The sequence below is a fragment of the Bacteroides sp. AR20 genome (assembly GCF_964250605.1).
GTDB classification, from domain to species: Bacteria; Bacteroidota; Bacteroidia; order Bacteroidales; family Bacteroidaceae; genus Bacteroides; species Bacteroides uniformis.
Genome location: NZ_CAXUGK010000015.1, coordinates 31,445 through 47,008, shown reverse-complemented (window position 1 = coordinate 47,008; position 15,564 = coordinate 31,445). Strand labels below are relative to the sequence as shown.

Here is a 15,564-nt window from a genome sequence, read left to right as displayed (position 1 = left end):
AATGTCGACCGTAACGAATTATGCCGAACAGTACATGCACACACGCCCATACATATAAATAGAAGGAAACAAAATGTTTTTCTTGCCATACTTAACTACAAGTTTAAATTGTGGACACTTAATCATCTGATTTGCTCATTCAGGAATACATACCCCAAACATAGTGAAGAATCTCTTTTCTGTAGAAGAGATTCTTCACTTCGTTCAGAATAACAGAACAATATAATTGTCTATTCTTAGCACAATTTTAGAGTCATCAATATCCCTCATTCTGGTCCTCCGAATTGATGAGAGGATTATTAAGAATCTCATTAGTAGGTATTGGGAAAATCTCCTGATATTTCTGATGCTCAAAATAACGGAAAGAATCGCCAGTTTCCCAGCACTCCTCCGGTGTAGAATTGGCTTTTGTTTTCGGGTATTCGCATCTGAACCATTCTTCAGCCAACCCCATACGGCAAAGGTCAAAATATAAAGAGAACTCTGCATTGAGCTCATGACGGCGTTCTTGTGTCAAAGCCACTTTCCATACATCACTTGTATACCCTTTCCGCGTCTTATATTCAGCATAAACAGTCTTTGCATCGGGTACATCGACAACTGTCGTATTCAACATTGCCTGCGGGAAATCAATGGCTTGTACACCAATTTCCAAGTTACCCCACGCACGATTACGCACTTGTCTGATCATCTCCCATCCGGTCGCTTCCTCACCCGTCTCGAAACAACATTCAGCATAATCCAGCAATACGCCTGCATATCGTTTGAAAGTCAATGAAATCGGGCAATACACAAACCCGTCCTTACCCGGTTGCTTTCTCCAATACTTCAGTGAATATACACAAGGTACATTTTCAGAGCCTTGTACATATCCGCTGTAAGAGGGATTGGTACCCAGTTTTTCATTGGTAATAGGATGTACGTCACCCGTACCTACACAAGTATACTCCTTGCGCTTGTCTCCCTGCTCAAAAGAGCGATAATACTCCCAAGACAGAGCCAAGGACCCCCAACCGCCATACTCGGGAGCGGCACACATATAGCCATACCATATCTTGCCGTCATCGTGGCTGTTGCCTCCCCAATTCATATTGCCGTGAATATGATAAGCCACCTCAAAAATGGATTCTTTTGTCCAATGGTTGTCCCAGGCATGAAGATTGGCATAGCACGGCTCCAATGCATAGGTATTACTGGTAATAATGTCATTCAATTCCTTCTTGGCTTCAGTAAATTTCTTCTGATACATATAGAGTTCTGCCAAAAATGCCTTGCAGAAACCTTTCGTAATACGACCGTATTCTCCATCGGCAGGTTCCCAATCCAGCTTTTCCATGGCAAACTTAAGGTCTTCCTCAATAACCTGATAAGTGCCTTCCAGATTTTCAGGACGCGCCTTTCCTGCACTGGTTGTATAAGTCTCACCCGTAAGCAACATGGGGACAGGGCCAAAGACTTTTGACAAATACAAGTAATTGTATGCACGAATGGCACGCGCCTCGGCTTCAAACTGCACTTTCTTTTCGGCAGAAAGCACGGAAACGTCCACATTCTGCAATCCGGCCAGAAAACGGTTGGCACGGTCAATACCCTTATAGCTCATACGCCAAGCCGTATCCAGCGAACCTTTATTGGCTAATACCGCATGACGTTGCCATTCGGCATCCCAGCCGGACGCCTGGCAATCCATCGTACTGTGTCCGGCAATAAATACATTGGGCTTAAATCCCCATGTCGTATCATCGCCACTATTATCACTGCCTTGATAGGTATAAAAAGTATCATAAATACCATAAAGCCCCGACTTTATATTTGCCTCATTCCGGTACATGAAATCTTCGGGCAGAATATCGTAATGATCGACTTCCAAATAGTCATCACAAGAACTGGTAGTACCCAAGGTGAGAGCACCCAACAACAATATATGGTAAAAACTTTTTCTCATAATATGATTTGTTTATCTGTTAAGTATTAGATTAGAATTGTACACTCACACCGAAAGAGACGGATAACGGGAACGGATAGCGTCCGCCATCGAAACCTGTCAGCAGCACTCTGTCCGAACCGACTTCCGGATCACCCCATTTGTTATACGAAGAAAGCGTCAATATGTTGTCTGCACTGACAAACATGCGGGCATTCTCCATCTTCGCGTGCTTTACCAAATTCTTCGGGAAAGTATAGCCAAACTGAATGTTCGAAATCTTCAAATAATCGCCTTTCTTAATGAAAGCGTCACTGGAACGGTGATTCTTATTGTGGTCGCCCTTGGTGATACGCGGATATTTGCCATTGGGATTCTCAAGAGTCCAGGCATTCTTCACATATTCTGCCAGAACGTTCTGGTAACCGCCGTCAGGACCATACATAGAAGTCAGACGGGCAGCGCTGTAAGAATAGACATCCATTCCGGCTACCCCATACATATTCATTGAAAAGTCGAAATTCTTGTAAGAGGCAGTAAGGTTCAAACCGTAGGAAAGAGTCGGGAAACCATTACCGATAACCGTACGGTCTTCGTCTGTAATCTGGCCGTCGCCATTCAGGTCGATATACTTGAAGTCACCCGGAGCGGTGTCACCATCCTGGTACTTGCCTGTAGGCGATTGAGCATTCAAGGCATCAATCTCCTGCTGGTTCTGAAAAATACCGGCCACTTTCCAGCCATAATAAGAACCTACGGCATAACCGTTCTGTGTGATGGAGTGATTGTCCCAGTCATCACCATCCTGCGTACCATAACTGTTGTTTTTATAGAAAATAGGGTCACCCACCTCTACCGCCTCATTTTTCAAGGTAGAACCATTTACACGTACTCCTACATTCCAATCACCGAAACTTTTATTCCACGCAGCACTAACCTCAAAACCTTTGTTACGGATATGTCCGGCATTGGTATAGACAGACGTAAAACCGGTAGAAGGACGGATCTGACGATAAATAAGCAAATCTTTCGAGTCACGGATAAAGTAGTCCACCGAGAATGAAAGCTCGTTGTTCATAAAGGCCATGTCCAGACCGATGTTGGTCTGCTCGTTGGTCTCCCACTTCAGGTTGGTGTCAATTTCCTTTTGCTGTGCGATACCGGCTGCATTCATCATGCCGCCCCCGGCCATGACATAATACATACAATCCAAAGAAGAGAGCTGAGGGACAGAAAGACTGGTTCCGCTACCCGCATTACCGGTCTGCCCCCAACCTGCACGTATCTTCAGGTTGCTGAAAAGATTCAGATTCTTGATGAAGTTCTCCTCTGACAAGCGCCATGCCAAAGAAGCGGAAGGGAAAGTACCGTACCGGTTGCCCGAACCGAAGTTGGAAGAACCGTCGCGGCGTACTGTAGCCGTCAGTATATAACGGTCATTCAGACTGTAGGTCAGACGTCCGAAATAAGATTGATAACGGGTCTTCAAGTCACGTCCCCCATTTGTATTCTTGGAGCTGGGGTCGTTTGTCAAAGAAATCTGGCGAATGTTGTCAGCCGGGAAATCACTGGCACTGGTATTCAACCAGACACCGTCCGTATCGCTGATAGAGAAACCCGCCATAGCGCTTACACGATGATGGGCATTCGACCAGTCATAGTTGACAAACGATTCTAAGGCAATCTCCGAGTTCTGATTCTGATTGATAGAATAACTGTCCTTACGGTCCTTCGAACCAAATGTACGAGGATTATAAGGGGTATATCCATCATAACCTTTTGTGAAATAGTTGTAGCTACCGATGGTTTTAAAAGTCAATCCCTTTGCAATGTCCAATTGCAGGAATGCACTGGCCACCAAACGGTCCCATTTGGAAATCTGGTCGGTTCTGGTCTTGGCTGCAGCCACCAGGTTGTCGGCCCCCTTGTTGATGTCACCATCAGACTCTTGTTTATAATGTCCCCATGAACCGTCGGGCAGAACGATAGGCATAGAATAAAAGACTCCATTCTCTACATAGTCCATCGTAGGAATGGCTTGCGCATAACTACGCATATTGCCACTGAAGTGATGCTGGGCATGTGTATAGTTCAAGTTCAATCCCACATGAATGAAATCTTTCACTTTATGAGTGATGTTGGCACGGGCTGTCAGACGTTTGAAATAAGATTCAATGACAACACCTTCATTATTCAGATATCCCACTGAAAGGTTGGCTTGCGTGGCTTCCGTACCACCCGAAGCGGAGAGATTATAGTTCTGCTGCAACGCTGTACGTGACATTTCATCTTGCCAATCGATGCTATTCAATTTGCCAATGTACTCTTCGCCAAAAGCCAGATTGGTCATGACCGAACCGTTACGGCAAGATTCGCGTACTGCCTTGGCAAAGAGATCTGCATCGGCCACGTCTATCTTGTTGTTGTTGAATTGAAGGGAATAGTTGGCAGAGAAGTTGACTTGTGCCTTGCCCTTGCTTCCGTTTTTAGTGGTAATCATGATAACACCATTGGCACCGCGTGTTCCATAAATGGCAGTAGCAGAGGCATCTTTCAGGATTTCAATGCTCTCCACATCGTTTGGATTAAGAAAGTCAATGGAAGTACCGACCTGCACTCCATCCACTACATAAAGAGGGTCGGAACTACCGTTTACGGTGGCTACACCACGAATACGGATGTTGAATCCCCCGTCGGGCGAACCGGAGGAACGGATGACGGAAACACCGGCGGCAGCTCCCTGCAGACCTTGTCCCAAGTTCACCGGATTACGTTTCATCATCTCCTCTGCATTTACAGAAGTAACGGAACCGGTCAGGTCGGATTTCTTCATCGTACCATAACCTACCACCACCACTTCTTCCAATGTTTCGGCATCTTCTTTCAAGATAATCTTCAAGGCATTCATGTTTCCGGTTACTTTAACGGTCCTTGTCAGATAACCGATGTAACTGGCTTTCAGCGTAGAGCCTACGGGACACTGCAAAGAGAAGTTTCCGTCCAAATCGGTAATCATACCGTTCGTCGTACCCTCTACGATGACATTGGCACCGATAATGGGTTCGCCCTTCTCATCTACCACTTGTCCCTTTACGGTGGCTACACTCTGCTGCACTACAGCGACACTTGCAAACGGATATCCGCTTGTTGCAAAGAGAGGTCCGGCGCACGCCAGCGATACTGACATGATGCCCAAATACTTCATCACATTTCTCATAAATACTAAATACTTAGGTTTAACAAAGACCCTGCTTGGAATATACCGGGAATAAGAGTTTTGCCAGTTTGCTGGCACGGTCTTGCCAAGCCGTTGGCTAAGTTTTGCCAATGTGATGGCAAGACTTTGCCACTATAGTGGCAAAAAAGGTTTACTCTTTTCCCGGCCTACCGGCAGGAGTGGATTAAATATAGATTTTCAAAGATTAAGTTCAGAAACTCAGGGAAGTGCCTTCAACCTGATTCAGCAACTGCGGTTTCGCCTTTGCGCAATCCACTTTCACTACCTGAATGCGGTTGTCTGTAGGCAGGCATATCAAGCCCTCCGCCTGTTTCTTATCGGCACTATACACTTTCAGGCTCATCTTGCTCCAATCCATCTCAGAGGTGGACTGCGCCAACTTCAGATGAGGAAGCACCGAACCGTCGCGCACCAGCATGATTATCGGCAGGCTGCCTGCTTCAATCCTGTGCCATCCGCCTTCATACACTTTCTCCGTCTGATAGTCTATCCACTTTCCTTCGGGAAGGTAAACGGTGCGGCCGGTTATACCGGATTCGAGCAAGGGGGCAACCAGAATCTGCGAACCGAAGAGATATTCATCGTCCACCTTCCATGCTCCAGGGTCATCAGGGAATTCCACGAACAAAGCTCTCAACATCGGCAAGCCTTTTTCAGTACATTCCTTGGCTTGGGCATAAACATAAGGCATCAGCCGATATTTCATCTCTGCACTTTTGCGGAAAACATCCTGTACACGCTTGCTGTCGTACAACCACGGCTCTGTCGGAGGTGCACCGTGTGCACGAGTATGAGAAGTCAGAAAACCGAACGGCAACCAACGGCAATACAAATCTTCGGGAGTAGACTTTACAAATCCACCCATATCATGGCTCCAGAAAGAGAAACCTGACAAACCGAAGGACAAACCGGCACGGAGTGTACCCAGCATACCCGTATTCGTCGTAGCAGCATCACCGCCCCAATGCAACGGATAGCGTTGTGAACCGGCCCACGCAGCACGGGCCCACATAATATTTTCATTATGAAGCTTCTTGGTTATCTCGGATACTGCCATGTCGTAGCGCACCGGATAGAGATTGTGCTCATACCAACCACTTTTGCCCGAAGCATAAATACCGTTCAGCGGAGCCGCTTCGCCAAAGTCAACCTTGATGGCACTCACACCGATATTCAGCAGTCCGGCTAACTTGTCCTGATACCACTTTACAGTCTCCGGATTGGAGAAATCGAGCACCACATCCTCATAAGGAAGTTCCCCATTACCATTCTTTACATACATGTCCTTCTTTATCAGTTCAGGGAAATAACGGTTCTTGGGAGTAAAATAGGGCAACTGCCACAAGCAAACATGGAACCCTTGCGACTTCAGGTCCTTCAGCATCTGCTGGGGATTCTGGAAACGGTTTTCAGAAAACTTATAATCGCATTGCCAGTCTACATCAAACCAACCAGTATCAAAATGAATAACATCGCACGGATACTTATTCTTGCGGATATTAGCAGCCACATCATAACCTTCTTTTTCACTGAAATAAGTGATACGGCTCATCCATGTACCAAAAGACCACAATGGAGGCATACCCGGTTTTCCTACCAAATCAGTGTACTCATCCAAGATGTCTTTCGGCTCACCGAAGAATACGAACAAATCCAAGTTTTCGTCGCCCATAAACATTTTGTTCAGCCCGATATAAGTAGCACCGAAATCACAAGTGACAGGTGCGGAAGTATGCATGAACATACCATATCCCCGATTGCTCATAAAGAAAGGAATGGGCTTGTACATCTGGTCTGTTTCCGGACCTTGTGGGTCTGTAACAAACAGATTTACTTTCTGCCCCACTTTGTTCAACCCTGTAGCAGACTCGCCACAGCCAAAAATCATCTCATCTGCAGTCAGAGTAAACACGGGATTGATACGACGAGCATTGTCGCTTCCCCTTTTAATGAAACTGAAAGGGGTATACTTCACTTGCGTAGAATCAGCATCACGCAAAGTAACGGTTTGACTTAATATACGTCCTGTCTTATCTTTCAATACAACCCTCCAAGGATTCTTGTTTATTTGTACAGTTCCATAATTACCGGCATAGACAATGGTATTTTCCGTTTCGGTTACCTTCCAACTTTCATCTTTACCCGGTTCCTTCGCCAGCATAATGGATGTACTTACCTTAGGTTCCACTGGAGTAGTAAGCATACGAATACGTACTGTACGCGGAGTTACAAAGTCAATCTTAAATTTTAAGTTCGGGTCATTCTCATAAGCAGTAAAAGGAAAATCGAGCATTCTCATTTTACGGGGTTGCGCACCGTTGGTATTGAAAGCCTGACGTGGCATCAGATGCCCCCGTTTCCAGTTCACCAGTCCTTCACCCGACTTAACGTCGAATGATTCCAGATGATCTGCAAAAAACAAGGTATTACTCAAATCACGAAAATCAGTACTCATATCCAAAGGTTGGTTCATCAGATACGAAGTACCGTCATTGACATGTGGCTGTGCCAACAGATTGCCACCGGCAAACAACAGCATTGCCACTGCTAAAAGTTCTTTCTTCATACTATTAGGATTTAAATGATCTCACTGACAAAGGTATCTTGCATAAAGGAAAAACAGATGTGTGAAAAATGTCTTTTAATGCCCGTTTTTGTTGCATAGAGCACATATAGAGCACCTGGAAACAAAATGCATACTCTTTTTCACCAAATGAGGTATATCATCGTACATGAATACACAAATCTTCCCTTGCCCATCCGGATGATTATATTTAAGTTTGCAGATACAATATCGTTAATCTCCCTAAATATTACAGAAAACACATGAAGCATCTGTTTTTATTCTTAATATGCCAGCTATCCTTTGCCTTTACAGCTTGGGGAAATCCGGCAGAGATTCCACCGGCTGTTATGTTTAAACAGCTTTCCACCACAGAAGGACTGTCCAACAACAGCGTCAGGAGCATTTTCAGAGATAGCAGGGGATTTCTGTGGATAGGGACGGAATCGGGACTCAACAAATATGACGGCTACTCGTTCCGGCAGTATCACCGGGATAACTCCGAACTGCCCGACGATGCCATCATCAACATCTTCGAAGGACCGGAAATGAATGTATGGATAAGGACATCCAACGGTTACAGTATCTACGACTACAAGACCGGAAAGTTCGACAATGACTACAAAACCACACTCGAAAAATTAAAGATTCCCAGCAAAAACATTCTCAGAATAGGGAAAACACCCAAAAATGAATTCTGGGCCTACGATCATTCCAAAATCTATATACTGAACATAGACAACAATTCCCTCAAAGCATATCCACTGTCTATCGAGAAAATTTCCAATATATCGATAGGAGTGCAATATATCTACGTCATGTACTCCAACGGCGTACTATACAGCATCAACAAGCAAACCTCCGAAACCAGGGAAATCACCATCCCGGCCATTTACAAACCACTACTGGAAGACCATGAACCGCACGTCTATACAGACCAAAGTGAAAGCATATGGATATATACATACCAAAACAGCCTGCTACTGTACAAAAGCAACCTTACACAACAATGGGAAGACATCTGCCTGAACAGTTGCAATGATATTCAGTACAACCGCGTACAACGTATCCTCGATTTGGGCGACGGGAATGTATGGATTCTCACCAGCCACATGGGGCTGGTCATCTACAACACCTTGAATAAATCGCTTACCAACCTGCTGCACAACCCCCTGAAACCACATACCATCGCCAGCAACAACCTGAATACCATTTACCGGGATAAGGACGGAATCATATATATAGGTAACTTCAAACACGGCATCTCCTATTATAGTCCGATGTCCCAAATCATCCTCTGCAACAAATCACTGGAATATGACGACATCTTGACTTTCTGCAAGGACACCGACCCGGGATTTATCTACTACGGAACAGACGGCACGGGCCTGATACGCCAATCACTGATAACCGATGCATACGAGAAGATACCCACTCCCGCCAATATCGTAGTCGATTTATCCATTGACTCCAAGAGCCGTCTGTGGATCGGCACGTTCCAGAAAGGGTTGCTCTGCTATTTGAAAGGGCAAATCAGACAATACACAACCAGCAACAGCCAACTGCTCGAAGACAATGTATATACGATAAAAGTAGACAAACACGGATACGTCTGGATAGGTACGATGAGAGGATATATACAAAGGCTGCATCCTGAAACCGGAGTATTCGACACCATCTTGTATCGTCCGGGAGAGTTCTTTGTACGGGATATGTACTATGACAATGACCGGCATCTGTATGTAGCAAGCAAAGGCGGGCTTATCATCATCGACACCGAAACCCAAGCCTACAACATCTACTCCGAAACCACCCGTTTCAAGGAAACCGACATGCTCACCGTCTACAAGGACAGCCGTGACCTGCTTTGGATAGGCCATCCGCATGGACTTAGCGTCTGGAACCAGAAGAACGACTCCGTCTATTTCATTGACCAGAAGAACGGACTTGCCGCCAACCTCGTCAGAGCCATTACGGAAGACAACAACCATCAGATGTGGATTGGTACCGGCAACGGTATTTCACGCATACAGATGACAAACGGAGTGTATTCCATCGTGAACTATTCCGTAAGCGACGGGCTGATTTGCAATGACACCAACGTACATGCCATTCTGAAACTGGAGAATGGAAACATACTGATAGGCACTCCCAAAGGATACCAGACCATTATCCCCCAAGAAATTCTTTCAACAAACTACGATGCCCGCATCTACCTGACCGGAATCGAGCTTAAATCCGGAACAGCCCACTCTGACATCTTGGGAGGAAGCTCGCTTGAATGTGCACAAAGACTGTCGCTCACCGAAAAGGAAAATTCATTTACTCTATCCTTCTCAGCTCTCGACCTGATAGAAACAGACAAGATAAAATATGCCTACAAAATCGACCAAAGCCATGCCAACTGGATTTATGCTGAAAACAACAAGATAAATCTATCCATGCTGCCTGCCGGAAACTATACCTTGTCCGTAAAGGCATGCAATTCACAAGGCGTATGGAGCCCCCATATCAAAGAGCTGAAAATAAAGATACTTCCTCCCTGGTGGCGTACCTGGTGGGCCTATACCATTTATACCGGCATTGTTCTGTGCATCATCCTACTAATTATCCGCAACCTGCGTTCACGGCACAAACAGAAACAAATCATGCAGGCCATTGAAGTAGAAAATGAAAAGCAACAGAAAATCAACAACATGAAGCTACAGTTCTTTGCCAACATAAGCCATGAACTGCGTACCCCCCTATCGCTAATCATCAACCCGCTTGAGGAATTCTTTGTGGACCACCCCGAATACCGAAAGGGGATTCTGGATATGGTGAAGCAAAACGCCGACTATCTGCTGGAACTCATCAACCAATTGCTGGACTTCAGAAAGCTCGACGCCAAAGCCGAGACACTGAAATGCAAGCACGACAATATTCTCATCATCCTGAGCGAGATATTTCATTCCTTCGACCCGATAGCACAGAAACGGAACATCGGCTACAGCTTTACCAGTCCGCAGCATTCCGTATTCATGGATTTCGACTATGACAAGATACGCAAGATATGTACCAACATTCTGTCGAACGCATTCAAGTTCACTCCCAATAAAGGAAGCATCTCACTGGACATTGCCATAAAGGGAAAAAATCTGGAACTGACCTTTACCGATACCGGTTGCGGCATAGAGGATGAATCCAAGGAAAAAATATTCCAAAGATTCTATCAGTCGGGAAAAAACCAATCGAGCAACGGAGGCAGCGGCATCGGCCTACACATTGTTTCCGAATATGTAAAAATGCACCAAGGCACTGTCTGCGTCAAGGATAACCAGCCTTGCGGTTCCGTATTCCTGATTACACTCCCTCTGCACCAGAACAGTAATGAAACCGGAAACGGAGAGCTGGTCGAAGCATCGGAAACAAAAGAAGAAACCCATCCGTTCACTATCCTGCTTGTAGATGACAACTACGACTTTCTTAAATTTCTCTCTGAAAGTCTTGCCAGAAAATATCACGTATTGAAAGCCACTAATGGGAAACAAGCACTGAATGTTTTGGAAAAGGAGGATATAGATTTAGTGGTCAGTGACATCATGATGCCCGAAATGGATGGTCTGGAACTATGTTCAACCATCAAGAACGATATACGCTATTCACATATCCCCATCATCCTGCTGACAGCCAAAGCAAGCGAGGAGCACCAATTGGAAGGACTCAACGTCGGTGCAGACGACTACATCACCAAGCCTTTCAATATGGAAGTCCTCAAACTGCGTATCAACAAGATTATCGAGATGAACGTCAAACGGCAGGAAATATTCAATCAGGAAATTAAAATCGAGCCAAGCCGTATCACCATCACTCCTCTTGACCGACAGCTGGTGGAAAAAGCCATCCAGATTGTAGAGGACAATATCAGCGAAACCGAGTTTTCCGTCGAAGAGCTTGCCAGCAGCCTGAATATATCACGCAGCTATTTCTACAAGAAAATGATTAAGATAACGGGAAAGAAACCCATCGAGTTCATCAGAACCATCCGCATGAAACGGGCACAGCAACTCCTGACAGAAAGCCAAATGCAAGTTTCGGAAATTGCATATACCTTGGGGTATAACTCCCCCAAGGTATTCTCCAAGCATTTTAAAGATGAATTCAACATCAGCCCGTCCGAATTTATAAGGCAGCAAGCTGAATAGGAACATCATTTTGACATCAAAGCATCCAACGAAGACACCAATGCCACCAAAGCGGCACTCCAATTAATGGCTATCTCATTGGAAGCATACGAACCTTCCACATCTGCATAAGACTCATCCGGCAGGTTGGAAGCATAAGCAACGCCATCCTGCTGCCCAGGATTGGGACCGCCAACCAGGAAACCGGGAAGAGGTGCCTCTATATCATCCGATGCAGAGAGACGATGGTGCGGATACAGAGGACTCTTCATCCCGAAACCGGTGACATAACAATATCCCGTGGCATTCTTTCCTAAAATGTAGTCCATATTGCGGTAGGCGTTCGTCAAGTACGACTTCTCGCCTGTAAGCAAATAGGCGCAAACCAGTGAAGTGGCTTGGTTAGCACACCCTTCGGCAAGGCATCCCCAGAAGAAATCTTTGGCATCGTTGCCGTAAGGAGCATGGAAAGGAGAGCGGTCAGCACCCCGCACAGCCTCGGCAGCATAGTCCAGTAACAGGTCTTTCATGGCATTTGCCAACTCCACGTCTTCACCCTGATATTCCCTGCCCGGTTGCAGCCAGGCAAACACGCCCAACGCAGTGGTATTGCCCCAAGAAGGAGTCTTATATGCAGTGGGGAGATGCTTCTTCACTTGTTCCCGATAAGCGGGCTTTCCCGTAGCAAGATAGAGCTCGGAAGCCGCCCAGAAGAATTCGTCATCGGCACTACGATCACCGTAAGCTCCCGTAACCACGGCAGGTTGATATTGCTTGTTGAGGAGGTCCTGATGATAGAGCGCCTGCGGATGCGCTTCTGCCCAGGCGTAAGCACGTTCGGCAGCCTGCAAAGCCACTTCCGAAAAGCCCGGATAATCCTCTTCGTAAGGAGCAAACAAGGCAGAAGCCTGCGCCAAAGCCGCAGCATAGTCCAATGCAGCCGTTACTGATTTCTGAACCACATAACGGGGCTGCTTGCACTCCGTAGGCTTGATGAATCCCTCGAACGAAGGGGTAGTCAGCTTGTGGTAGACTCCTCCGTCGGCAGGGTCTTGCATGGTCAGCATCCATTTCAGGTTATAGTACATCTCGTCCAGCAAATCGGGCGTGTGGTTTCCACTTTCCGGGATGTTGACCCGTTGACGGATAAAATAGTCAGGAAAGCGGGCATAAATCGCCTGCATCAATCCGATGGAATAGGCGGAGTTCACAATATACTTGTTATAGTCTCCGGCATCATACCATCCTCCCGGAGAAGAAATCACCGTTCCCGCCTTACGTTCCGGCCCGGCGGCATTGGGATGTATCAGTACCTTGTCATCGGGATGGCCTGCCGGACGGCTCCACCGACCCGCATAAGTCGCTTCGATGGGCATGCCCGTACGTTGGTAATAGAAAGATTTCAAAGCAGCATCGGCCAAAGGGGACAGTACTCTTTCTTTTATTTCGAATGCCACTGAATCTCCGTTAACCATCAGAAAATAGTTTCCCGGTGCCGTGATGTCACTGAAATCCAATATCGTCCTGTTCTTATCCGACCAAGCGGATGAAGCGGTATATCCGGGTTTGCCGGAAAATACCCGATTGCCCGTGGCTGCATCTACTATGGTAAATTCACGTACCTCACCGGTATTCACCACTGCTACTTTCTCCTGCCGGGGATAGTACCCTAACTGATTCAAACGTACAGTTTCTGAAGGATGACCTAAAGTGACCATCCCTCCCAGAACCGTAAACAGACATGCAGTTATATTCATATCACTATTCTTTATATATTAAAATTATTTATCAGACAATAAGGTAATGAAACTGATGGCCGGCAAGTGTACCCGTACCTGCCCATTCTCCACTTTCACTGCAGTTTCCTTCATGCAGTCTTTTGTATTGGTCACATAGACTTTCAGTTCCTTCACTTCTGCGGGGATACCGGAGATGACAGCCTCGCACTCCGCCCCATTATTGACCATATGGACAGCATATTCTCCGCGCACCATATTTCCGAAAGCCGCACAGTTTACGTTTTTCTTGCCACTTCTGACCGGAATGGCCAAAGCATCGGCCGGAGTGGAGGCCAGTTGCTTGATATTCCAGAAACGTTGCGTAGGACGCAAAGGGCCTTTGGAACCATAAATGCCGTCTCCCCACAACAACGAATAGTCTGAAGTAAGCTGCCACTGCAAGATGGACAATGGCTGGCAAATGGCACAAATACGCGTATACAGATTGATTTCATAAAGTGCAAACGTCGACTCATTGAATATCTCGGCATAACCATGAGCAGCGGCATCCGTACTACCCTCACCAACCAAGAGTGGTACATTGATCGCTTTGGCAGCATCCGCCCACTTCTTTAACGTAACATCATCACAACCACGCCATGAATGGAAAGAAACTGCACCAATATACTTATGAGTCTCAGGATTGTTCAAAGCAGGAAGGATAAAATCAAAAGTCGTAGCATCCGAATTGTCGCCAAGCAGCATACGGGTAGGAAGATTCAACTCTGCCAGATAAGCTCCAAACTCCTTAATGAAATCGGCATGCTCCTGCGGCGTGTGAAGGACATCAATACCCAAATCCGATTCATTGAACGAGAACATGGAGAACTCAATACCATAATACCGTTTGGCATACAACAGATAATCTGCCATGGATTTATAAATCTTCTCCTTTTTCCGGTTATCCAGACGATAAGCAATGACACCACCTTGACGAGCATAACTTGCAGGACCTCCGTCAATGGCCCATGCAGGCGGAAACCAGCAGCTTAGTATTACCGGCATTCCCATCGCCTTCAAGCGCTTTGCCATGAGGAGACTTTCCTCCACCCGCTTGTTCAGTCCCCCATTCTGTGCGGTGGCAATAGGGTCGGCTTCCTCTTCCGGTTGCCACAATCTCCACGGAAATTCCACACGTCCATAGGCTACACGCAAGTTTTCCAGACAGTAATCTATTACTTTAGGGTCGGCAGCAGGATTCTGCAGGCGGAAATTCCCCCCAAAGCCTGCGAACAGACTGCCCGGATTCTGCATATCCAATGTAATTTCCGCGTCACTATGATCTATCACTCCGGAAGCATGCAGTTCCATGGACAATGCAGTTCTCCCGGCCTTTTTCAGAGTCGGCATCAGCGAGATATAAACTACGGTACCGGTGGATTCTTTTTCAACCGTGGCCTTTACAGACTTATTGAACTTGAATTCCAACTTCCTATTGGCCGAAGTAGCGGTCAGCTTCCTGCCACTTGTCCTTACTTTGACATCAGCGTAGTTTTCCGGACTCAGGGCGATACAGTAATAGGCTGACTGGTTCAGAGTAGTGTCCGACAGCGCATCAATAGAAATCTCCACCAGACCTTTTCCCTTGTCCGTCACTTTCTGATGGAACTTTATACCTCGCAGAGTAGTCGTCACTTCCTGCATGTCCCCTTCACGATGGAAAACGGGACGGACCTGCTTCTCCTTTCCAGTAATCTCCATATCTCCTTTCAAGGTTCCGACACGCAGGGATGACTCAAAGTCTATCAATTCACCGTCTACACGGACACCCGTGATATTGCTCCATGCCATCACTTCCGTCTGGGCAGAAAGCGGCAGAGATAATATACCACACAGCAATACAACTATTCCAAACTGGAAAATTCGTAAATTCTTCATAATATCAAATCTATAAAAGG

Annotated in this window: 6 protein-coding genes; 1 reads left to right on the top strand and 5 read right to left on the bottom strand. The window is 46.2% G+C overall.

Annotated features, from left to right (window positions below; translation table 11 throughout):
- Positions 1-256: 256 nt before the first annotated feature.
- From ACESTD_RS09450 to ACESTD_RS09440, 3 genes are all read right to left on the bottom strand, one after another.
- On the bottom strand, positions 257-1,945 hold the full coding sequence (locus tag ACESTD_RS09450) for a RagB/SusD family nutrient uptake outer membrane protein (RefSeq protein WP_016272269.1): 1,689 nt from the start codon (positions 1,943-1,945) through the stop codon (positions 257-259).
- A gap of 31 nt (positions 1,946-1,976) precedes the next feature.
- Positions 1,977-5,141, bottom strand: a complete 3,165-nt coding sequence (locus ACESTD_RS09445; protein ID WP_016272268.1) for a TonB-dependent receptor — start codon at positions 5,139-5,141, stop codon at positions 1,977-1,979.
- Between the two features lie 211 nt (positions 5,142-5,352).
- Positions 5,353-7,728 carry an alpha-xylosidase gene (locus tag ACESTD_RS09440; protein ID WP_057098009.1) on the bottom strand — a complete coding sequence of 792 codons (2,376 nt, stop codon included), beginning with the start codon at positions 7,726-7,728 and terminating at the stop codon, positions 5,353-5,355.
- 260 nt (positions 7,729-7,988) lie between these two features.
- Here ACESTD_RS09440 and ACESTD_RS09435 point away from each other — a divergent pair, with 260 nt between their 5' ends.
- Positions 7,989-11,909: a two-component regulator propeller domain-containing protein gene (locus ACESTD_RS09435; RefSeq protein ID WP_098032025.1), complete on the top strand. Its 3,921-nt coding sequence runs from the start codon at positions 7,989-7,991 to the stop codon at positions 11,907-11,909.
- A 5-nt stretch (positions 11,910-11,914) separates the two neighbouring features.
- On the opposite strand, the gene ACESTD_RS09430 is transcribed toward ACESTD_RS09435, so the two are convergent.
- Positions 11,915-13,645 carry a glycoside hydrolase family 9 protein gene (locus ACESTD_RS09430; protein WP_057098007.1) on the bottom strand — a complete coding sequence of 577 codons (1,731 nt, stop codon included), beginning with the start codon at positions 13,643-13,645 and terminating at the stop codon, positions 11,915-11,917.
- A gap of 24 nt (positions 13,646-13,669) precedes the next feature.
- Entirely contained in the window at positions 13,670-15,544 is a 1,875-nt protein-coding gene (locus ACESTD_RS09425; RefSeq protein ID WP_229076120.1) for a hypothetical protein, read from the bottom strand.
- Between the last annotated feature and the right edge of the window lie 20 nt (positions 15,545-15,564).